The sequence below is a fragment of the Pseudomonas delhiensis genome, assembly GCF_900187975.1.
GTDB lineage: Bacteria > Pseudomonadota > Gammaproteobacteria > Pseudomonadales > Pseudomonadaceae > Pseudomonas > Pseudomonas delhiensis.
On sequence record NZ_FZPC01000047.1, the window covers coordinates 17669 to 37507 of the forward strand.

At 69.7% G+C, this 19839-nt stretch carries 20 protein-coding genes; 15 read left to right on the top strand and 5 right to left on the bottom strand.

Annotated features, from left to right (window positions below; all coding sequences use genetic code 11):
• The first annotated feature begins 44 nt into the window (after positions 1-44).
• The 10 genes from CHC02_RS28245 to CHC02_RS28290 are packed head-to-tail and all read left to right on the top strand — an operon-like array spanning position 45 to position 11747.
• Positions 45-1298 (top strand): type II and III secretion system protein family protein, encoded by a 1254-nt coding sequence (locus CHC02_RS28245; protein ID WP_244161031.1) that lies wholly within the window; start codon positions 45-47, stop codon positions 1296-1298.
• On the top strand, positions 1298-2542 hold the full coding sequence (gene tadZ, locus CHC02_RS28250; protein ID WP_244161027.1) for a CpaE/TadZ family protein: 1245 nt from the start codon (positions 1298-1300) through the stop codon (positions 2540-2542). Before CHC02_RS28245 ends, tadZ begins: the two co-directional genes overlap by 1 nt.
• The gene (tadA, locus tag CHC02_RS28255; RefSeq protein ID WP_089394696.1) at positions 2539-3780 is read left to right on the top strand and encodes a type 4b pilus Flp biogenesis ATPase TadA; all 1242 of its coding nucleotides are present in this window, start codon (positions 2539-2541) and stop codon (positions 3778-3780) included. Before tadZ ends, tadA begins: the two co-directional genes overlap by 4 nt.
• A complete protein-coding gene (locus tag CHC02_RS28260) occupies positions 3777-4673 on the top strand; it encodes a type II secretion system F family protein (RefSeq protein ID WP_089394697.1) in 897 nt (298 codons plus the stop codon). Before tadA ends, CHC02_RS28260 begins: the two co-directional genes overlap by 4 nt.
• A 10-nt stretch (positions 4674-4683) precedes the next feature.
• A complete protein-coding gene (locus CHC02_RS28265) occupies positions 4684-5595 on the top strand; it encodes a type II secretion system F family protein (RefSeq protein WP_089394698.1) in 912 nt (303 codons plus the stop codon).
• On the top strand, positions 5595-6362 hold the full coding sequence (locus tag CHC02_RS28270) for a tetratricopeptide repeat protein (protein ID WP_089394699.1): 768 nt from the start codon (positions 5595-5597) through the stop codon (positions 6360-6362). The genes CHC02_RS28265 and CHC02_RS28270 overlap by 1 nt, the downstream gene beginning before the upstream one ends.
• A 60-nt stretch (positions 6363-6422) precedes the next feature.
• Complete coding sequence (locus CHC02_RS28275) at positions 6423-6704, top strand: DUF3613 domain-containing protein (protein WP_089394700.1); 282 nt, start codon at positions 6423-6425, stop codon at positions 6702-6704.
• On the top strand, positions 6704-8497 hold the full coding sequence (locus CHC02_RS28280; RefSeq protein ID WP_089394701.1) for a pilus assembly protein TadG-related protein: 1794 nt from the start codon (positions 6704-6706) through the stop codon (positions 8495-8497). The genes CHC02_RS28275 and CHC02_RS28280 overlap by 1 nt, the downstream gene beginning before the upstream one ends.
• A 26-nt stretch (positions 8498-8523) precedes the next feature.
• Positions 8524-8982 (top strand): TadE/TadG family type IV pilus assembly protein, encoded by a 459-nt coding sequence (locus CHC02_RS28285; RefSeq protein ID WP_089394702.1) that lies wholly within the window; start codon positions 8524-8526, stop codon positions 8980-8982.
• An 8-nt stretch (positions 8983-8990) separates the two neighbouring features.
• The gene (locus CHC02_RS28290; RefSeq protein ID WP_089394703.1) at positions 8991-11747 is read left to right on the top strand and encodes a PAS domain-containing sensor histidine kinase; all 2757 of its coding nucleotides are present in this window, start codon (positions 8991-8993) and stop codon (positions 11745-11747) included.
• A gap of 365 nt (positions 11748-12112) precedes the next feature.
• Here CHC02_RS28290 and CHC02_RS28295 read toward each other — a convergent pair whose 3' ends face one another.
• A complete protein-coding gene (locus tag CHC02_RS28295; protein ID WP_089394704.1) occupies positions 12113-12301 on the bottom strand; it encodes a hypothetical protein in 189 nt (62 codons plus the stop codon).
• Positions 12302-12509: 208 nt separating this feature from the next.
• Positions 12510-13055 carry a TetR/AcrR family transcriptional regulator gene (locus CHC02_RS28300; RefSeq protein ID WP_089394705.1) on the bottom strand — a complete coding sequence of 182 codons (546 nt, stop codon included), beginning with the start codon at positions 13053-13055 and terminating at the stop codon, positions 12510-12512.
• 459 nt (positions 13056-13514) lie between these two features.
• Here CHC02_RS28300 and CHC02_RS28305 point away from each other — a divergent pair, with 459 nt between their 5' ends.
• Positions 13515-14528: an MASE2 domain-containing protein gene (locus CHC02_RS28305; protein ID WP_167364868.1), complete on the top strand. Its 1014-nt coding sequence runs from the start codon at positions 13515-13517 to the stop codon at positions 14526-14528.
• Positions 14529-14781: 253 nt separating this feature from the next.
• Here the strand turns inward: CHC02_RS28305 and CHC02_RS28310 are convergent, their stop codons facing one another.
• Positions 14782-15813 (bottom strand): RNA methyltransferase, encoded by a 1032-nt coding sequence (locus tag CHC02_RS28310; RefSeq protein WP_089394707.1) that lies wholly within the window; start codon positions 15811-15813, stop codon positions 14782-14784.
• A gap of 117 nt (positions 15814-15930) precedes the next feature.
• Between CHC02_RS28310 and CHC02_RS28315 the strand changes: the two genes are divergently transcribed.
• Positions 15931-16980 (top strand): alpha/beta fold hydrolase, encoded by a 1050-nt coding sequence (locus CHC02_RS28315; RefSeq protein ID WP_089394708.1) that lies wholly within the window; start codon positions 15931-15933, stop codon positions 16978-16980.
• Positions 16981-17032: 52 nt separating this feature from the next.
• On the opposite strand, the gene CHC02_RS28320 is transcribed toward CHC02_RS28315, so the two are convergent.
• Together CHC02_RS28320 and CHC02_RS28325 are read right to left on the bottom strand one after the other, a co-directional pair.
• The gene (locus tag CHC02_RS28320) at positions 17033-17320 is read right to left on the bottom strand and encodes a type II toxin-antitoxin system RelE family toxin (protein ID WP_089394709.1); all 288 of its coding nucleotides are present in this window, start codon (positions 17318-17320) and stop codon (positions 17033-17035) included.
• Between the two features lie 15 nt (positions 17321-17335).
• Complete coding sequence (locus tag CHC02_RS28325) at positions 17336-17620, bottom strand: Phd-YefM (RefSeq protein ID WP_089394710.1); 285 nt, start codon at positions 17618-17620, stop codon at positions 17336-17338.
• A 290-nt stretch (positions 17621-17910) separates the two neighbouring features.
• Between CHC02_RS28325 and yghX the strand changes: the two genes are divergently transcribed.
• The 3 genes from yghX to CHC02_RS28340 all read left to right on the top strand — a co-directional run.
• On the top strand, positions 17911-18789 hold the full coding sequence (gene yghX / locus CHC02_RS28330; RefSeq protein ID WP_089394711.1) for a YghX family hydrolase: 879 nt from the start codon (positions 17911-17913) through the stop codon (positions 18787-18789).
• Positions 18790-18886: 97 nt separating this feature from the next.
• On the top strand, positions 18887-19447 hold the full coding sequence (locus CHC02_RS28335; protein ID WP_089394712.1) for a DUF6436 domain-containing protein: 561 nt from the start codon (positions 18887-18889) through the stop codon (positions 19445-19447).
• A 102-nt stretch (positions 19448-19549) separates the two neighbouring features.
• On the top strand, positions 19550-19839 hold a 290-nt coding region (locus tag CHC02_RS28340), incomplete at its 3' end, for an IS110 family transposase (RefSeq protein WP_141137691.1).

Genomic DNA, 19839 nt, shown 5'->3' on the forward strand with positions numbered 1-19839 from the left:
CAGCCCCTGGAGCAGGGAAAGGGAGTAGTAGGATGGCTTGCAAGATGGGAGACCGGCGTCCGGCTGGTCGGGTAGGCGTCTGCCTCGCGGGCGTCATGGCATGGGCGCTGCTGGCTTCGGCGCAGGCCGCGCCCAAGGCCTGCGAAGGGCTGGCCCTGCTGCCGCAGAAACTGGTGCTGGCGGTGCAGCAGGGTGCCCAGCAGGACCAGCAGTTGCCGCTGCCGATCAAGCGCCTGGCCATTGGCGATCCGCAGATCGCCGACGTGCAGTTGCTGGACAAGCGCAATTTCCTGGTCACCGGCAAGGCCCAGGGGGAGACCAGCCTGCTGGTCTGGACCGGCTGCCCGGGCGACCCGCTGCGGGCCCAGGTGCAGGTGGCCGGGCGCTCGGTGCGTGACGTGGGCGCCGCCAGCGACGCTGCCGCCACGACCCTGCCCAGCCAGGTGCAGACCGACATCCGCTTCGTCGAGGTCAGCCGCAGCAAGCTCAAGCAGGCCAGCTCGTCCCTGGTGCGGCGCGGCTCCAACCTGTTCGTGCTCGGCGCGCCGGGCAGCCTGAGCGGCATCAGCGTCGGTTCCGACGGCGGCGTGAGCGGCAACTTCGGCACCGGCGACAGCGGCTTCAACGTCATCTGGGGCGGTGGCAGCAGCAAGGTCCTGGGCTTCCTCAACATGCTCGAGGGCAGCGGCTTCGCCTACACCCTGGCGCGCCCGAGCCTGGTGGCCACCAGCGGGCAGAGCGCGTCCTTCCTGGCCGGTGGCGAGTTCCCCATCCCGGTGCCCAACGGCAACAACGACAACATCACCATCGAGTACAAGGAATACGGCGTACGCCTGACCCTGACGCCGACGGTGATGTCCAGCGGGCGCATCGCCCTGAAGGTGGCGCCGGAGGTCAGCGAGCTGGACTTCTCCGCCGGGATCAAGACCGGCGGCATCGCGGTGCCGGCGCTCAACGTGCGGCGCACCGACACCAGCGTGAACCTCGCCGATGGCGAGAGCTTCGTGATCAGCGGCCTGATCAGCAGCAACACGGTGAGCAACGTCGACAAGTTCCCCGGCCTGGGCAACCTGCCGGTGCTGGGCGCGTTCTTCCGCTCCTCGCAGTTGGACAAGGACGACCGCGAACTGCTGATGGTGGTCACCCCGCACCTGGTCCAGCCGCTGGCAGCCAACGCCAGCCTGCCCAGGCTGCCCGGCGAGGGCCTGCGCAAGTACGACCCCGGCTTCGGCGAGTTCTACTTCCTGGAGAACGGCCAGTTCGACGGCCGCGCTTCCGCCAACGGGATGTCCGAGTGATGGCCGGCGACCTGTTGGGGCGCGGCGGCAGCCGCGTGCCCGCCACGCCGGGCCGCAACGCCGGGCAGACCTTCGTCGCGCTGACCCAGCATGCGGGCGAGCTGGAGTGGCTGCAGAGCAGCCTGGCCAGCACCGGCCAGGTGGTCTGCGCCACCAGCGGCACCCTCGAGGAACTGCTGGCGCTGCTCGACGTGACCGGCGCCGGCGTGCTCTTCATCAGCCTGGGCAAGGCCAACCTGATGGTGCACGGGGCCCTGATCGAGGGCCTGGTGTCGGCGCGGCCGCTGCTCTCGGTGGTGGCCGTGGGCGACGGCCTGGACAACCAGTTGGTGCTGGCGGCCATGCGCGCCGGCGCCCGCGACTTCATCACCTATGGCGCCCGTGCCAGCGAGCTGGGCGGGTTGGTCCGGCGCCTGGGCGGGCGCCTGCCCAGCGTGCCGGTGAGCGCCGTGCACCAGGGCGAGCTGGTCGCCCTGGCCTGCGCCCGGCCGGACGCCGACGGCGCCTTCGTCGCCCTGCACCTGGCGCTGGCCCTGCAGGCCCAGGCGGGCAACCGGGTGCTGCTGGTGGACATCGGCCAGCCGGCCGGCGAGGCCCTGGCCATCCTCGGCATGGACGCGCCCTTCACCTTCGCCGATGCCATGCGCAACCTGCGCCGCCTGGACCAGACGCTGATCGACAGCGCCTTCAGCCGCCACGAGTCCGGCCTGCGCCTGCTCAGCCTGACCGACGAGCCCGGGGTGCTGGAGCGCATGACCACCGCCGAGCTGTACCTGCTGCTGGGCAACCTGCGCACGGCCTTCAGCCACGTGCTGATCAACTTCACCGCCATGCCCGAAGGCGAGCTCGCCCGGCAATTGCTGCAGCAGGCCAGCCGCGTGCTGTGGCTGGTGGACCAGAGCGTGCCGGCGTGCCGCAAGGGCCTGGAAAGCCTGCGCCGCCTGCGCGAGAACAGCCAGGCGCTGCCCCCCGTCGAACTGCTGGTGGAGCGCTACCTGCCGGCGGTGCCGCCGGACCAGCAGGCGCTGTGCCGCATGTTCGGCCTGGAGCTCTTCGGCGTGCTGCCGGCCTCGGCGGAGGCGCGCCTGCGGGCGAAGAACCTCGGCCGCAGCCTGTTCGAGGTGGCCCCGCGCGACCCGCTGGCCATCAAGCTGCGCGCGCTGGCCGAGCCGCTCGGCGCGCTGGACGGCCAGCCGCGGCGGCGCTTCCCCTGGTTCGGCCGCTTCCGGGGCGCGCGCCCATGAACTACGCCAGCAGCCTCGGTAGCCACGAGCAGGAGATGCAGCGCCTGAAGATGCGCCTGCACCGCTACATCATCGACGAGATCGACGAAGACGGCGTGAACCTGCTGGAGGGCGCGCGGGCGGCGGTGGCCCAGTACGTCGCCGAGAAGGTCGGCGAGTACGCCGCGCGGCGCCAGCTGGCGATCTCCCGCTACGAGCTGGACCGCCTGGCCGAGGAGGTGGTGGACGAGCTGACCGGCTTCGGCCCGCTGGAAGTGCTGCTGCGCGACCCGGACATCAGCGAGATCCTGGTCAACGGCCCCGACCGCGTCTTCGTCGAGCAGCGCGGCCGCCTGTACCAGAGCGACCTGCGCTTCATCGACGCGCACCACGTGCAGCGCGTCATCCAGCGCATCCTGGTGCCGCTGGGCCGGCGCCTGGACGAGTCCAGCCCGATGGTCGACGCGCGCCTGCCCGACGGCAGCCGGGTCAACGCCATCATCCCGCCGGTGGCCCTGGACGGTCCCTGCCTCTCCATCCGCAAGTTCAGCAAGGAGCTGCTGCAGAGCGCCGACCTGCTGGCCTACCAGAGCGTCGACGAAGCGCTGCTGGCGTTCCTGCGCCAGGCCGTGGAGAACCGCTGCAACATCCTCATCAGCGGCGGCACCGGCACTGGCAAGACCACGCTGCTCAACGTGCTGAGCGGCTTCATCGACGCGCGCGAGCGCATCGTCACCATCGAGGACACCGCCGAGCTGCAACTGGGCCACGACCACGTGGTGCGCCTGGAAACGCGGCCGCCGAACGCCGAGGGCTATGGCGAGGTGACCGCCCGCGACCTGATCCGCAACGCCCTGCGCATGCGCCCGGACCGCATCATCCTCGGCGAGATCCGCGGGGTGGAAGTGCTGGACGTGCTGCAGGCGATGAACACCGGCCACGACGGCTCGATGAGCACGGTGCACGCCAACTCGGCGATGGATTCGCTGCTGCGCATGGAAATGCTGGTGGGCCTGGCCGGGCACAAGCTGCCCGAGCAGACGCTGCGGCAGATGATCTGCGCGGCGCTGGACATCGTGGTGCAGATCACCCGCCAGGCCAACGGCCGGCGCTGCATCAGCGAAGTGCTGGAAGTGCTGGAGGTGCGCGACGGCATCTACGTCACCAACTCGCTGTTCAGCCTGGACAGGCGCGCCAGCGGCAGGTTCGTGCGCACCGGCGTGCCGTCCGGGGCGAAACTCCGCCAGGTGCCGGCATGAGCGGCGGCGTGTGGCTGCTGGCGGTCGCCAGTCTGGCGCTGGTGGGCCTTGCGCTGTTGCTGCTGGGGCTGGGCCTGCGCGCGCGCAACAATGAACAGGTGGTGCGCCGCCTGGTACCCGGCCAGGTCCTGGACGACGCCACCCGGGCGCGGCCGCGCACCCAGCACTGGCTGGTACGGCGCATGCGCCGCGCCGGCATCGTGCGCATGCGCCCCTGGCTGGCCGGGGCGGCGCTGGTGATGCTGGTGCTGGCCGTGCCGCTCGGGCGCCTGCTCAACGTGTTCGGCGTGCTGCTGGCCGTGCTGCTGGTGCTGGCGCTGTTCAACGGCCTGCTCGGTTTGCTGTATCGCCGCCGCCTGCAACGCATGATCCGGCAGATGCCGGCCTTCCTCGACCAGGTGGTGCGCAGCCTGCAGGCCGGGCGCACCCTGGGCGACGCCCTGGAGCAGGCGGTGGCGGCGGCCGACGACCCGCTGCGCTCGACCTTCGCCCGGGCCAGCAGCCACGTGCAGCTGGGCATCAGCCTGCCCGAGGCGCTGCAGGACATCGCCGAACTCTACGAGGTGGAAGAGCTGCACATCCTGGCCCTGGGCGTAGCGGTGAACTACCGCTACGGCGGCAACACCACGGAGCTGCTGGACAACATCATCAAGGTCATCCACGAACGCGAGAAGATCGGCCGCCAATTGCGCGCCATGACCGGCGAGACGCGCTTCAGCGCCCTGGTGCTGGCGGTGCTGCCGCTGGGCCTGGGGATGTACATCCTGGCCAGCAACCCCGGCTACCTGATGGCCATGTGGACGGACGGCTTCGGCCGCACGCTGCTGCTGGCCTCGCTGGGGCTGCAGGCGGTCGGCTGCGTTGCGCTCTGGCGCATGCTCAAGAGCGTGTAGGAGGACGGACATGGACACGACCTGGTACGTACTCCTGGCCCTGCTGCTGTTCGGCGCGGCGCTGGCCCTGCTGGTGTCGCAGAGCCGCGCGGCCAACCGCGAGCAGCACCTGATCGAGCAGCGCCTGGGCGCCGCCGCGCAAGGCGGCGAGGACACGGCGCGCTGGGGCGCCCGGGCCATCGAGCGGTTCGGCGACGGTGCGCTGGGGCGGCGCCTGCGCCTGCGCGACCAGGAGGTCCACGACCTGCTGGCCCGCGCCGGCTGGAGCGGCAACCTGCCGCGCAGCCTCTACCAGGCCGCGCAGCTGGCCTCGCCGCTGCTGGCCTGCGCCCTGGCGGGGCTGGTCGGCCTGCTCAGGGGTGCCGCCCTGGACGACCTGCTGCTGCCGCTGGCCTTCGCCGCCGGCATCGGCTTCCTGCTGCCCAAGCGCGTGCTGGCGCACCTGGCGGACAAGCGCTGCCGGCGCCTGGCCGACGAGGTCATCGTGTTCATCCAGCTGATCCGCATCCTCTTCGACACCGGCCTGACGGTGGAGCAGGCGCTGCGGGTGGTCCGCCTGGAGGGCCGACACATCGTGCCGGTGCTGGCCGGGGAACTGGACCTGGTGCTGGCCCACGCCGACAGCGGCCTGGACCTGGCCGACGAGCTGGAACAGCTGGGCAGGCGCCTGCAGGTGGCCGAGCTGAGCGACTGCTGCGGCGTGCTGCGCCAGATGCTGCGCCAGGGCGGCAGCGCGCGCGCCTCGCTGGCGGCGCTGAAGGCACTGTTCGAGGACCGCCGGCTGACCTCGCTGCAGGAAAAGATCAGCAAGCTGTCGGCGAAGATGAGCCTGGTGATGATCGCCCTGCTGTTCCCGGCGCTGCTGATCATCCTGGCCGGGCCGGGGTTCATGGCCATCACCAAGGCACTGGGGGGAATGTGATGAAGACGTTGTGCTTGCTGGGCCTGCTGGGCCTGGCGCTGGGCGGTTGCGCCAACCTGCCGGGCAACCTCGCCGACGGCCTGGCGGGCATCGGCCAGCGCTGCGGCGGCCAGTTGAGCCAGACCCAGGAACTGCAGCTGGACATGGCCCGCGACATGCTGCGCGAGGGCCGCCTGCACGCCGCCCTGGCGCACCTGGAGACACTCCCTGCCGATTCGCTGGAGGTGCGCGAAAGCAAGGCCACCGCGCTGCGCCGCATCGGCAGCCCGCGGGCCAGGGCCGAATACCAGGGCCTGCTCGGCACCTGCAAGGCCGGCGAGGCGCACCACGGCCTGGGCCAGATCGCCCTGGGCGAGAGCCGCATCGCCGAGGCCGAGCGCGAACTGCGCGAGGCGGCGCGGTTGCAGCCCACCGACCGGATGATCCGCAACGACCTGGGGGTGGTGCTGCTGCGCAAGGGCGACCGCGCGGGCGCGCGCTTCGAGTTCCTCACCGCCCTGGAACTGGACGGGGACGACAAGCTGCCGGCCTCCAACCTGCTCAGCCTGCTGCTGCTGGAAGGCAGGAACGCCCAGGCCACGGCGCTGGCCGAGAAGGCGCGGCTGACCGACGAGCAGGTACGCCAGGCCCGCCAGCGCGCCGACGCGCTCAGGGCCGGCGCCGCGCCGCCGCGGGTGGCGCAGGCGGCGGACAGCGCCAGCGTGGCGCAGGTCCAGGTGCAGGCGCAGCCCCTGCCCAGGCCGCTGGTGGAACGGCAGGCAAGGTAATCGACGGCGGGTGCCCGGCCACAAGGCGGCCAGGGCCCGCGATGGAAGCGGAGAGTAGCTATGAAACGGATCATCCTCACGGGCCTTCTGCTGGCCGCCCCCCTGTCCCTCGGCGCCACCGAATCGGTGCGCTCGCAACCGGCCGGCAGCACCCGCGACCAGTGGGAAGTCGAGCAGTGGCTGCAACTGCAGCGCAGCGGCCGGCAGGCCTCGGCCAACCGCCAGGCCGCCACCCCGGCCGAGCGCGACCGCGCCTACCGGCGCTACCTGGACAGCTACAGCCACCCGATCCCCGAGTACCTGCTGGACGAGAACCAGGGTTTCAGCACCGGCAGCAAGTGATGCCCGACGTCAAGGAGATGTCCATGTTCGGCAAGCGGCAGCGCGGCGCGATCGGTGTGCTGGCGGCATTGACCCTGCTGTTGGTGCTGATCTGCATGGCCCTGGTGGTGGACACCGGGCGCCTGTACCTGGAGCAGCGCAAGCTGCAGCGGGTGGCCGACATGGCGGCGCTGGAGAGCGCCACCCAGAGCGGCATGTGCGCCGCCCCGGGCAGCGTCGACGTGCAGGCGCTGGCCCTGGCCAGCGCGCGGCGCAACGGCTTGCCCGACGACGGCCGGCTGGTCGCGGGCCTCGGCGACGTGGACCTCGACGCCAGCGGCCGGCAGCGCGTCTTCCGCGCTGCCAACACCAGCTGGAACGACTCGGTGCGCGTCGTCGCCAGCCGTACGGTGCCCTCGAGCCTGCTGCTCAACGTCGCCGCGGTGTTCGGCGCCGGGACGCCGACCCAGGTCACCCTGCAGGCCCAGGCGGTGGCCAGGCGCCAGGCGCTGGCGGGGCTGTCGGCGGGCAGCGGCCTGCTGCGCCTGGACAGCACCAGCTCGCCCCTGCTCAATGCCCTGCTCGGCGGCCTGCTGGGCACCACCCTGAACCTCGACGTGGTGACCTACCAGGGCATCGCCGGGGCCAACGTCAACCTGCTAGCCCTGGGCGAGCAGCTGCAGGCGGCCGGCGTCGACCTCGACCTCGGCTCGGTGGACAGCCTGCTGGACGCCGACGTCGGCGTGGCGCAGCTGCTCCAGGCCGCCATCGACGCCGCCGACGCCTCGCAGGTCGCCGGCGTCAACCTGGCCCTGCTGCGCAGCGCGCTCGCCAGCATCAAGGTACCCTCGGCGAACCTGAGCCTGGGGCAGATCATCAGCGTCGTCGCCCCGGACAGTGCACGCGACGCGGCCCTGGGCGCCGACGTCAACCTGCTGGACCTGCTGATGGCCACGGCGCTGGTGGCCAACAAGGAACATGCGCTGGCGATTCCCGGCCTGACGCTGAACGTGCCGGGGGTGACCAGCCTGACGGTGAAGCTCAGGGTGATCAGCCCGCCGACCATCGCCATCGGCTATCCGGGCAAGAATGCCAACGGGCAATGGCGGACCCTGGCCAACTCGGTGCAGGTGGCCCTGAACGCAGTGGCCGACGTGGACCTGCTCAAGCTGGGGCTGGTCAACGCCCACGTCGACCTGGGCGCGACCGTGGCCCAGGGGTACGCGGCCCTGGACAGCGTCACCTGCGGCGGCGCCTGGAACGCCTCGCGGGTAGCGGTCAAGGCGCAGCCCGGCGTGGCGGCAGTGGCGCTCAACGACCTGAGCGTGAAGCTGCTGGGCAACGGCCAGGCCTACCTGGCCAAGGTGTCGGTCAATACCAGCAAGGGCACGGTGGCGCTCGAAGCCCCCGGCGAGCAAGCGCTGACCTTCGACATCGCCTCGCCGGCCGACCTGCCCAGCGCGGTGCAGCGCGTGCAAAGCCCCCTGGGCGCCTCGCTGGCGGCGGGCATCGCCAGCCTGTCGCAGAACCTGCAGCTCTCCGTCGAGCTCAACACCCAGGGCCTGCTGTGCAAGGCGCCCCTGGTCGGCTGGCTGCTCTGCCCACTGGGGAAACTGCTCGACGGCGTGGTCGGCGGCCTCGTCAATTCGCTGGCCGACCTGACCAGCCTGCTGACCCAGGCGCTGGCCTCGGTGCTCGCCAGCCTGGGCAGCCAGCTGATCGACCCGTTGCTGCAGTTGCTGGGCATCCAGACCGGCACCCTCGACGTGCGCATCATCGACCTGCGGACACCGGGCGCCGCGCTGGTGATCTAGGCAACAACGACTCTACGGGGGAACCCATGCAGCAGACACACCCAACCCGCCAGCGCGGCGCCGTGACCATCGAGTTCGCCGCCACCTTCATCCTGTTCTTCACCGTGTTCTACGGCGTGCTGGCGTACTGCATACCCCTGCTGGTGCTGCAGTCGTTCAACGACGCCGCGGCCGCCGGCGCGCGGGTGGCGGTGTCGGTGAACGATACGCTGGGTTCGCAGCAGTACCAGGCGGCCCTGCAGGACACCGTGGCCCAGGCCGTGGCGGACCGCCTCGGCTGGATGCCGAGCCGCTGGTACACCGGCTGCAGCGGCGGCAAGTTCGTCGCCACGCCGGTGGCCGAGGGGCGCTACACGCGCATCACCGTCTGCGTGCGCTACCCCGCCGACGGCGCCCCGCTGGTGCCGGTGCTGACGCTGCCGGGCATCGGCCCGGTGCCGCGGTTGCCCGCGGTGCTGCAGGCCCAGGCCAGCCTGCTGCTGTGAGGTCGACGATGCTGGGTCTATTCCGTGGCCATTCCAACGACAAGGCCGCTCCGGCGCCGGACACTGAGGCGCCGATGCCCCGACAAGACGCGCAGAGCGGGCTCTGCGAGCAGTTCTGGCAATGGAGCCAGGAGCACTGGGACCTGTGCATCGAGCTGGACGCCGAGGACCGCGTGTGCCGCCTGGGCGGGCGCCGTGCCCGCTGCCTGGCGCCGCCACGGCAAGCCGATGCGGCGTACCTGGGCGACTACCTGGAGCGCAGGTCGCGCCCCGCCGGCCCACCCCTGGCGGTGCGCCAGGCCGGGCAGGTGGACCTGGCCCTGCGCAGCATCGACCAGCAGCCGCTGGTCTTCCGCGTGCAGGTCAGCCCACTGGCCGGCCGCGGCTGCCTGCTGCTGGGCACCGACATTTCCGACCTGAACTGGCAGAGCGACAGGGAAAAGTCGCAGATGCAGTGCTTCAACGTGATCAAGCTGCTGCTCTCCAGGCTCGGCCACGTCGCCCTGGCCGAGCTGCCGGGCGCGGTCGGCGAAGCGCTCGAGGTCATGGCGAACAGCTTCCGCCTGCAGTCCATGGCCCTGGTCCTGGCGCAGCCGGGCAGTGGCGGGCGGGTGTTCGCCAGCTTCGTCCGCCCGGGCGCCGGCAGCCTGCTGCGCGAAGGCCTGGCCTTGCCGGATTGCGGGCTCGCCGCCCTGGCCGACAGCACCCTGCTCGGCGCTGACGGGCCAGGCTCGGCACTGCTCAAGCAGCTGTGCTGCGAGCAGCTGCAGGTCGTTCCGGCGACGCTGCAGGGTGGGCAGGTGGCCTGGCTGATCGGCGAGCCGGAAGGCCTCGACGAGAGCCGCGCGGGACTCTCGCCCGGCGACTGGCAATGCCTGGCCGAGCAACTGGCGCTGCAGGTCTTCGGCCGCCTCGAGCGCAAGCGCCTGCGCGACGGCCTGCACCGGCTGAACCTGCTGGAGAACATGGTGCAGGGCGGCTACTGGCGCTATGACGCGGCGCGCGAAGGCTTCGAGTTCTCCGCCGCGGTGGCAGCCATCCTGGAGCTGCCGGACGGGCAGACGTGCTTGTCGCTGGAGGAACTCCTGCAGCGCTTCCACCCCGCGGATGCCGACGAGCTGCTGATACGCCTGCGCCAACTGGGCCCGGAAGGGGAGCTGAAGCTGGACCTGCGCCTCTGCCCGGATTCCTGGACCCAGGTGCGGCGCTGGCTGCGCTTGCAGGGCCGCCGGCAGGGCGGCATGGACAACGGCTTCCTCGGCGGCGTGCTGCTCGACGTCAGCGAGGCGCGACAGCAGGCACAGCAGGCCGAGGCCACCCATGCCCGGCTGCGCAACCTGATCGACAAGGCGCCGGTGGTGATCTACGTGCAGCGCGTGGAGAACGGCCAGCTCATTCCGGAGTTCTACAGCGAAAGCGCCGGCAACCTGCTGGGCCTCGACCTGCAGGCGAACAACTGGCAGGCCCTGGCCGAGCGCGTCCATCCGGACGACCTGGGCAGCTTCTTCGAGCGCGGCCGCACGCTGCTGCGCGAAGGGCGCGTCAACGCCGAATACCGCCTGCGCGATGGCGCCGGGCAATGGCACTGGCTGTACGACGAGGCCAAGCTGCTGCGCGACGTGCAGGGCATGCCGCGGGAAGTGGTGGGCCTGTGGCTGGACGTGACCGAGCGGCACCAGGCGGCGCTGCGCATCGCCGAGAGCGAGGAGCGCTACCGGGTGCTGGTGGAGGACTCGCCGGCGCTGATCTGCCGCTACTCGGCCAGCCTGGCGTTGACCTTCGTGAACCAGACCTTCGCCAGCTTCCTCGGCGAGCCGGTGGACGAGTTGCTGGGGCGCCGCCTGGACTACTGGCTGTCCGAACGCGACTGCAGCGCGCTGCGCGCGCGCCTGGTCGAAGGCGCCGGCAGCGGCGCCGAGGAATCCTGGGAGCTGCGCTTCAACCTGCCCGGGCGGGAGTGCCGCTGGCTGATCTGGAGCGACCGCCTGCTGTTCGACGGGCAGGGCCGGCTGCGGGAGGTCCAGGCGGTAGCGCGGGACAACACCTCGGTGCGCCACTCCCAGCAGCAACTCGCCCAGGGCGCCAAGATGGCCGCCCTGGGGCAGATGGTCAGCGGCATGGCCCACGAGATGAAGCAGCCCCTGCACGTCATGCGCCTGGCGCTTTTCAATGCCTGGCAGCGGCTGGACGACCCGCAGTACCTGGGCGAAAAGCTGAAGCGGGTGGATGCGCAGGTCGACCGCCTGACCCGCGTGGTCAACCACATGGGGGTGTTCAGCCGCAAGTCCGACCTGGACATGGCCCCGTTCGACCCCCATGGCTGTTGCGAGGCGGTGGTGCTGCTGCTGGGCGAGAGCATGGCCCAGCAGGGTATCGCGCTGGAACTGGCGGTGCCGCAGGCGCGCCCGCAGGTGATGGGTTTCGCCGACCAGCTGGAGCAGGTGCTGGTGAACCTGCTGGCCAATGCCCGCGACGCCTTGCTGGAAAAGCGCGAAGGCCCCCGCTGGATCCGCCTGGGCCAGCAGCCTTGCGCCGAACCCGGCTGGCTGGAGCTGCACGTGTGCGACAGCGCCGGCGGCATCGAGCCGGCGCTGCTCGAACGCATCTTCGAACCCTTCTTCACCACCAAGCCGGTGGGGCAGGGGACCGGGCTGGGGTTGTCGGTGAGCCACGACCTGATCCGCAACATGGGCGGCAGCCTGTGCGTCAGCAACGCCGAGGCGGGGGCGCTGTTCGTCATCCGCCTGCCGCTGGCGGAGGGTTGATGGGGGCGAACGAAAGTTCGCTCCCTGTGGTTTAGTCAGGAAGTTCGGAAGTTGATTGGCGGGGCTCTTTCAGCGAGGGCCCGGCGTTATTGAAGTCCATGAGAAATAAATAACCCTTGGCTGCGAAGATAATGGAGCGAGGGCTCTGTCATGCTGTTTGCGATCCTTGCTGGCGTGTTCGTGGTTATCGTCCTGGAATTCCTGCGGGTATTGAGAAGTTCCAGCCGCAGGCGGCGGCGCGATACCGGGGACGAATGAGCGGAGCGGGGGCGGGGAGCCATCCCGGCGGCGGGGATGGCGGCATGTTCATGGCGTGGGGGGCAGCCTGGAAGGCCGCGCAGGGCGGGGGCGAGGCGGGGCGACTACTAGTGGTGGACGGCCCGGCGGAAGCGGAGCTTCTGCCAGCCGATGGTGCTTCTGAAGTGCCCCGTGTCACCCCACAGCCTGAAGCGCAGGCTGCGGTAGAGCGACGTGGGAACGGTGCAGCCGATCCTTCTCAGGTGGCCGTACATCCAGACCAGGCCCTGGTCTTCGTAGTTGGCGCTCGCTTGCATGACGGGTTTTTTCCAAGGCACGTATAAATGGGTTTTTATTGTTTTGATTATTCGCCGTGCCGGTTCTTTTGGATATATCCATATGGTGCTAGTTGTTTGGTCTAGGCATTGTTTGAATATCCACAAGTCATGAAATGGTTACGGCTTCCGGTGAAGTTGCCGAAGTTGCAGTGGCGCCTGGGCGAGGGGGCGCCGAGCGGCGCCCGGTTCACTCCTGCGGGGCGAGCAGCGTGTCGATTTCGCGGAAGATCGCCTGCCATTCCTCCTCGCTCACCTCCATGAGGCCGAAGGAGCGCAGCAGGAAGGCGCCCTTGGCGGCGAGGAAGGCCAGGCGGGCGTTGCGGCTGCGCTCGTCCTCGCCGCCTTCCTGGATGAGCAGGGGGCGGTACCAGTCGCTGGACCGCTGGCGCAGTTCCTCCCGGCTGAGCATCGCCGCGAGCACGGCCGCGGCGCGCTTGCCCAGGGCTTCGTCGCTGGCGGCCATCAGCTGGACATGGGCGCGCAGGCTGTCGAGCGGTTCCGCTTCGTCTGGGGCGTTGTCGCGCACAGCCACCTCGAACTCCGCTTTCCATCGGTTGAACATGGCCTCGATCAGGCCATCCTTGGTGCCGAAGCAGGACTGCACGCCACCCTTGCTGATCCCGGCGGCCTTGGCCACCTCGCCGATGGACAGCGCCGCAACGCCTTCGCGCATGACTACGCCTTCGGCAGCATCCAGGACCTTGCCTCTATCAATGACGGGGCGTTTACTCATCAGGCCTCTTCTGCATTAGAATACGGTCGTATTTTAAGGTTGGCCAGCCGTGCGGCCGCCCGTGCCCGTTCTGTCCCGCTGCACCTGACAGCCATGGGACGGCACGGCCCTTCTCGATTCGCAGCAGCCGCGAGAGCTGTGCGCTTCCGGTGATGGCCAGGGACCATAGCCGGCAGGGAGGCGGTGGCTTCCATTCCTGACCGATTCGTCAACGTTTGCCGCCCGCTCGGCGGGGGCAAGTCATCAATGTTCATGGCAATGGCGATTTTTTGACATTGCCGGTCTTGCGGGTGGGTGTCGCTCCCCATGTGGACGGAAGGCTGACGCTTTCACCCAATGGGGAAGCATAACGCGCCCAGCGGGAAAGGCACGTCAGACATGCTGGCAATTTACAGGCGCAGTTGCCGATGCCGCCTGGCGAGCCTTCGCCGAAGGCCGTCTCTGGATCGATGTATGGAAATGGAAAGCAGTACTTCCGCCGGTATCGCCTTCGCCAGGCGCATTCATGCGCCACGCAGCCTGGGGTGCGGCCTCAGCTTCGTTTTCATCGCGGTGCTCGCCTATCCCGGCAACCCCGCGCTCTGGGCCTGGATGCTGGTCAATGGCTTCCTCTGGCCGGGCCTGGCCCGGGCCATCGCCGTGCGTGCCGCGGAGCCCTACCGGGCCGAACTGCGCAACCTGCTGCTGGATTCGCTGTTCGCCGGCGGCTGGGTGGCCGTCATGCACTTCAGCCTGTTGCCCTCGGCGCTGCTGCTGTCGATGGTCACCATGCACAACGTGGCGGCCAACGGGCCCGGCTTCATGCTCAAGGGCCTGCTGGCCAATATCGCGGGCATGGCAGTGGTGGGGCTGCTGACCGGCTACCAGGTGGACCTGGAGACCCCCGGGCGGGTGATCTGGGCCTGCCTGCCGATGCTGTTCCTCTACCCGCTGGCGGTGGGCTGGACCAGCTACAGCCTGGCGCGCCGCCTGCACGCCCAGCGCCGCGCCTTCTCCCTGGTGGACTGCTTCGACCAGCAGCAACTGCTGCTGTCCTACGACGTCTGGCTGCACCGCCTGGCCCAGGAGTTCGGCCGCTGCCGCCGCGGCGGGCCGCGGGCGACCCTGGCGCTGATCCGCATCGACGACCATGCCCGCCTGCGCCTGCACTACGGCAACCTCACCGCCGAGGCCCTCAGCGTGCGCCTGGGCCACCTGATCAAGGCCGAGGTGCGCAACACCGACCACGTGAGCCGCAAGCACCCGGACGAGTACCTGGTGCTGTTCCGCCAGACCCACGGTGCCGGCGCCCGGGCCTGCGTCGAACGCATCGCCCAGCTGTTCGGCAACTTCGACGGGGCGTCGCTGCCGCCGCTGTCGCTGAGCATGGGCCTGGCCGACTACTCGACGGACTATGCCAGCGAGCACGACTGGATCGAGCAGGCCCGCCAGAGCCTGGCGCCCTGCGTGGTCGCCGAGGGCGCAGGCCCATAGGCGCGACGTGGGTGGGGCCGCGTAGGGCGAATAACTGGCACCGATGCCGGCATTTTCCGGCTATCGTGGACAGAGTCCGCTCCTGCAGGTTGCCCTGACGTCGTGCCCTTGTAGGAGCGCGCCCTGCGCGCGAATCGCGGGCAGGGCCCGCTCCTGCAATTCCAGGGAAGCACGGTCGTAGGAGAGGACTCCGTCCGCGATAGGCCGGGCCCCGCCGCGAAATCGCGGATGAATCGGACGCGTGCAGAAATCCTCAACCGTGCAGACGGCTGGTGTTCACCAGGTCCAGCGCCCGCGCCCGCAACTGCCCGCAGCCGCCGTCGACGTCCTGGCCGGCGCTGTTGCGCACCTTGGTCAGCACGCCGCGGCTGTGCAGGTAGCGCACGATCTCGACGATGCGCGCGCCGTCCGGGCGCTGGTAGACGTCGCCTTCCAGGGCGTTGAAGGGGATCAGGTTGAGCACCGCGAACTTGCCCCTGAGCAGGCGCAGGATGCCGTCCAGCTCGTCCTGGCCATCGTTCACGCCCTTGAGCAGCGTCCACTGGTACTGGATGGGGTAGCCGACCTGGCGGGCGTAGGCCTCGCCCAGTTCCACCAGCTCGTCCGGGGTGAGCTTCGGCGCCTTGGGCAGCAGGTGTTCGCGCAGGTCCGCGCGGGTGCTGTGCAGCGACAGGGCCAGGGCCGGTTTCACCCGTTGCCGCGGCAGGCGCTCGAACACCCGCGGGTCGCCCACCGTGGAGAACACCAGGTGCTTGTGGCCGATGCCGCCGTCGCTGCCGAGCACGTCGATGGCCTCCAGCACGTTGTCGAGGTTGTGCGCCGGCTCGCCCATGCCCATGAACACCACCTTCTTCACCCGCCGCAGGCGCCGCGCCAGCACCACCTGGGCGACCATCTCGGCGGCGCTCACCTGGCGCAGCAGGCCGCTGCGGCCGGTCATGCAGAAGCGGCAGCCCACCGCGCAACCGACCTGGCTGGACACGCACAGGCCCTCGCGCGGCAGCAGCACGCTCTCCACCATCTGCCCGTCGGCCAGGCTCACCAGCAGGCGCTCGGAACCGTCCCCGGCGGGGTGGCGGGAATGCAGGCGCGCCAGGCCTTCCAGTTGCGCCGCCAGTTCCGGCACGGCGTTGCGCACCGCCAGCGGCAGGAAGTCCTCGCTGGCCTGGCGCCGGGTGCCGGCGTCCAGCGCGCGGCCCTGCAGCCAGGCACGCAGCATCCGCCCTCGGTGGCGGGGCAGGGCGCCGAGGTCGGCGAGGCGTTGGTCGAAGTCGGTCAGGCGCATGGGGCGCGCATGCTAACACCGGCGCCGGGCGCGGCGAAGGCGGGGCGACAGGCGCCGGTGCGTCATGGGCGCTTTCGCCTACGCTTCACCCCGTACCGCAACCAACCAGGGGGACATATGGCAGAGGACTTCGATTCCAGACGGCGCGATCTGATGCGCATGGCGGCGGTGGCCGTGGTGGCGGCGCAACTGCCGCGCCTGGCCGAGGCCGCCGGCGAGCCCGTGGAGCAAACCCCGCCGGCGGCGAAGGCCGGCGCGCACACGGCGTTCGCCGCCCTCCGCCAGATCGATGCCGGGCTGCTCAGCGTGGGCTACGCCGAGGACGGCCCGGCCGACGGGCCGCCGGTGATCCTGCTGCATGGCTGGCCCTACGACATCTACGCCTTCGTCGACGTGGCGCCGTTGCTGGCGGCGCGCGGCTACCGGGTGATAGTGCCCTGGCTGCGCGGCTACGGCAGCACGCGCTTCCTTTCCGAACGGACGATGCGCAACGGCCAGCCGGCGGCGGTGGCCTCGGACATCATTGCCCTGATGGACGCGCTGAAGATCGACCAGGCCATCCTCGCCGGCTTCGACTGGGGCGCGCGCACCGCCGACATCATCGCCGCGCTCTGGCCGCAGCGCTGCAAGGGCCTGGTGGCTGTAAGCGGCTACCTGATCGGCAGCCAGGAGGCCGGCAGCAAGCCGCTGCCGCCGGAAGCCGAGTTCCTCTGGTGGTACCAGTTCTACTTCGCCACCGAGCGCGGCCGGCTCGGCTACCAGCAGAACACCCACGCCTTCGCCAGGCTCATCTGGCGGCAGGCCTCGCCGAAGTGGCGCTTCGACGACGCCACCTTCGAACGCAGCGCCAAGGCCTTCGACAACCCCGACCACGTCGCCATCACCGTCCACAACTACCGCTGGCGCCAGGCCCTGGCCGAAGGCGAGGCGAAGTACGACGAGCTGGAGCGGAAGCTGGCCAAGGCCCCACCGATCACGGTGCCCACCATCACCCTGGAAGGCGACGCCAACGGCGCCCCCCACCCGCCGCCCAGCGCCTATGCCGCCAGGTTCACCGGCAAGTACGAGCATCGCACGCTGAGCGGCGGCATCGGCCACGACCTGCCGCAGGAGGCGCCACAGGCGTTCGCCCAGGCGGTGGTGGATGTGGGGGGCTGGGCGGGGTGATGGACGCTGGTGACTGAACCTCGCCGTTCCCTTGGATTGGAGCGGCAAGGCTTCAGCGCCGTTTGCTGGCCAGGTCGTAGATTTCGTCGTTGCGGCGTGCGCCCACCGCGATGATCAGTACTTCGATGCGCGGGCCGTCCACGCGGTAGACGATGCGGGTGTTGCCCACCCTGATCCTGCGGCAGCCGGCGAGGCTGCCCGCCAGGGCCTTGCCCAGCTTGTCGGGCTCGCCCTCGACGATGCGCTGCCCGATGACCTTGAGGATTCGCTGCGCCTCGACCCTACCGAGGCGCAACAGATCGTCCGTGACCGCTTCGTGATAGATGACGTTCCATGCCATGCGGCCTGGCCTTCTTCAGTCGGCGAAGCGAGCCACCATGTCCTCGTGGCTGATCGCCTTGCTTGCGTCGAAGCTGTCCAGGCGGTCACGGGCGACGCGCTCCACGCGCAGGTCTTCCAGTTCGTCGAGCAGTTCCTGGTAGGCCTCGACGTTGAGGATGACCGCAGCGGGTTCGTTGTCCTTGAAAACGACGAGCTTCTCGGTCTTCCGAGTCGCCACGTCCCGCAGCTTCGCACTGAAGCTTCGCGCCATGCTCGTGACGGACACCGCCTGATCAGCGCGGTCCATGAGTGCTGCCATTGCCTGGTCTCCCGTCGGTGGATCTTTCAGCGTTTTATTGGCCGGTTTATCGGGCTAATTGAGGTGTGTTGCATTATGCGCTGAATATTGTGCTTTTCAAGCTGTATGTCGGTGAGTGGCCAGGGGCGGCGTGCTGAGTATCCACGGAGCCTCCTGTTCGAGGGGAGGGGCGGGCTGGATTTGGAACTTTCCTACGGTTCTATCGGTGTCGCGCTACACCGGCGCGGCGGAAGGGCGCGTATCTGGTCTAGTCTGCAGGTCTGCCCGTCGCTTTTCAGGAGGAACCCGCCATGCCGCGCCTTACCGCCCGCGATTTCCCGCCCGAGCTGCTGGAGCTGTACGACCACTACGCCCATGGCCTGATCAACCGCCGCGAGTTCATCCAGCGCGCTTCGCTGGTCACCGTCGGCGCGGCTGCGCTGCTGCCGGCGCTGAGCCCGGACTATGCGCTGGCCGAGCAGGTGCCGTTCACCGACCCGGACATCGCCCCCGAGTACATCGGCTACGACTCGCCCAGGGGCAATGGTCGGGTGCGCGCGTACCTGGTGCGGCCGGCCAGGGTTCAGGGCAAGGTGCCGGCGGTGCTGGTGGTGCACGAGAACCGTGGGCTCAACCCCTATATCGAAGACGTGGCGCGGCGGCTGGCCAAGGCCGGGTTCATCGCGCTGGCGCCGGACGGGCTCAGCTCCGTCGGCGGCTACCCGGGCAACGACGACAAGGGGCGCGAACTGCAGGCGAAGGTCGACCCCGGGAAGCTGATGAACGACTTCTTCGCCGGCCTGGAGTGGCTGATGTGCCACGAGGGCGGCACCGGCAAGGTCGGTATCACCGGGTTCTGCTATGGCGGCGGGGTGGCCAATGCGGCGGCGGTGGCCTACCCGGAGCTGGCCGCGGCGGTGCCTTTCTACGGCCGCCAGCCACGCAGCGAGGACGTGCCGCGGATCCAGGCGCCGCTGCTGCTGCACTACGCCGAACTGGACACGCGCATCAACGAGGGCTGGCCGGCCTACGAGCAGGCGCTGAAGGCCGCCGGCAAGACCTACCAGGCGTACATCTACCCCGGCGTGAACCACGGTTTCCACAACGACTCCACGCCACGCTACGACGAGGCTGCGGCCAGGCTCGCCTGGGACCGCACCCTGGCCTGGTTCCGCCGCTACCTGGCCTGACTGCGCCCCCCGGCCGCAGCCTGTCGGTCAGGAAAGGCTTGCCCTGGCGGCTGGACGTGGCAAGCTAGCGGCCCTCCCGTCCACCCCCTTCCGCATCATGTCGCTCAATCGCAAAGTCGTTCTCGCGGGCGTGCTGATCCTGGCCTGGCTCGGCATCCTGTTCGCCGCCTTCTGGTCGTTCCACGGCCGCTACCTGCGCACCTATCCGGACACCACCCAGCTGTTCGATGGCCAGGCGCTGCAACTGCCGGCGCAACTGGCCGGCCCGGGGCCTATCCGCGTGGTGCACTTCTGGGACCCGGAATGCCCGTGCAACGTCGCCAACCAGCAGCACCTGGCCTCGTTGATCAAGCGCTTCGAGCCCCAGGGCGTGGACTTCTACGCCTACCGCAAGCCCGGCACCCAGGGTCGCCTGGCCAGCGAGCTGTGGGGCCTGAAGCCGCTGCCGGAATTCCCCTCGCCGCCGCCCATCGCCGCCAGCCCCTCGGTGGCGGTGTGGGACCGCGACGGCAAGCTGGCCTACTTCGGCCCCTACAGCGAAGGCGCCACCTGCACCTCGGCCAACAGCTTCATCGAGCCGGTGATCCAGGCGCTGGTCGAAGGCCGCCAGGTGAAGTCCCCCAGCACCCTGGCCACCGGTTGCTATTGCGACTGGTAACGACGTTGGGCGTGGCGTAGGGCAATGAAATGGACTCCTCCCTCCTACGGCATCTAGGTGCCAGACTGATGTGTTGGCAACAGTCCCGGAGGGGGAGTCACGATGAACATTAAACGCATTGGCTTGGATCTGGCAAAACAAGTCTTCCAGGTGCACGCGGTCGACAGCCACGAACAGGTGGTGTGCCGTCGCCAGCTCAAGCGCGACAAGGTCCAGGATTTCTTCCGCCAGTTGGCGCCATGCCTGGTGGCGATGGAGGCCTGTGGCAGTGCGCACTACTGGGCGCGCGAACTGCGCCAGCTGGGACACGAGGTCCGCCTGATCGCCCCGCAGTTCGTCAAACCCTACGTCAAGGGCGACAAGCACGATGCCCACGACGCCGAAGCGATCTG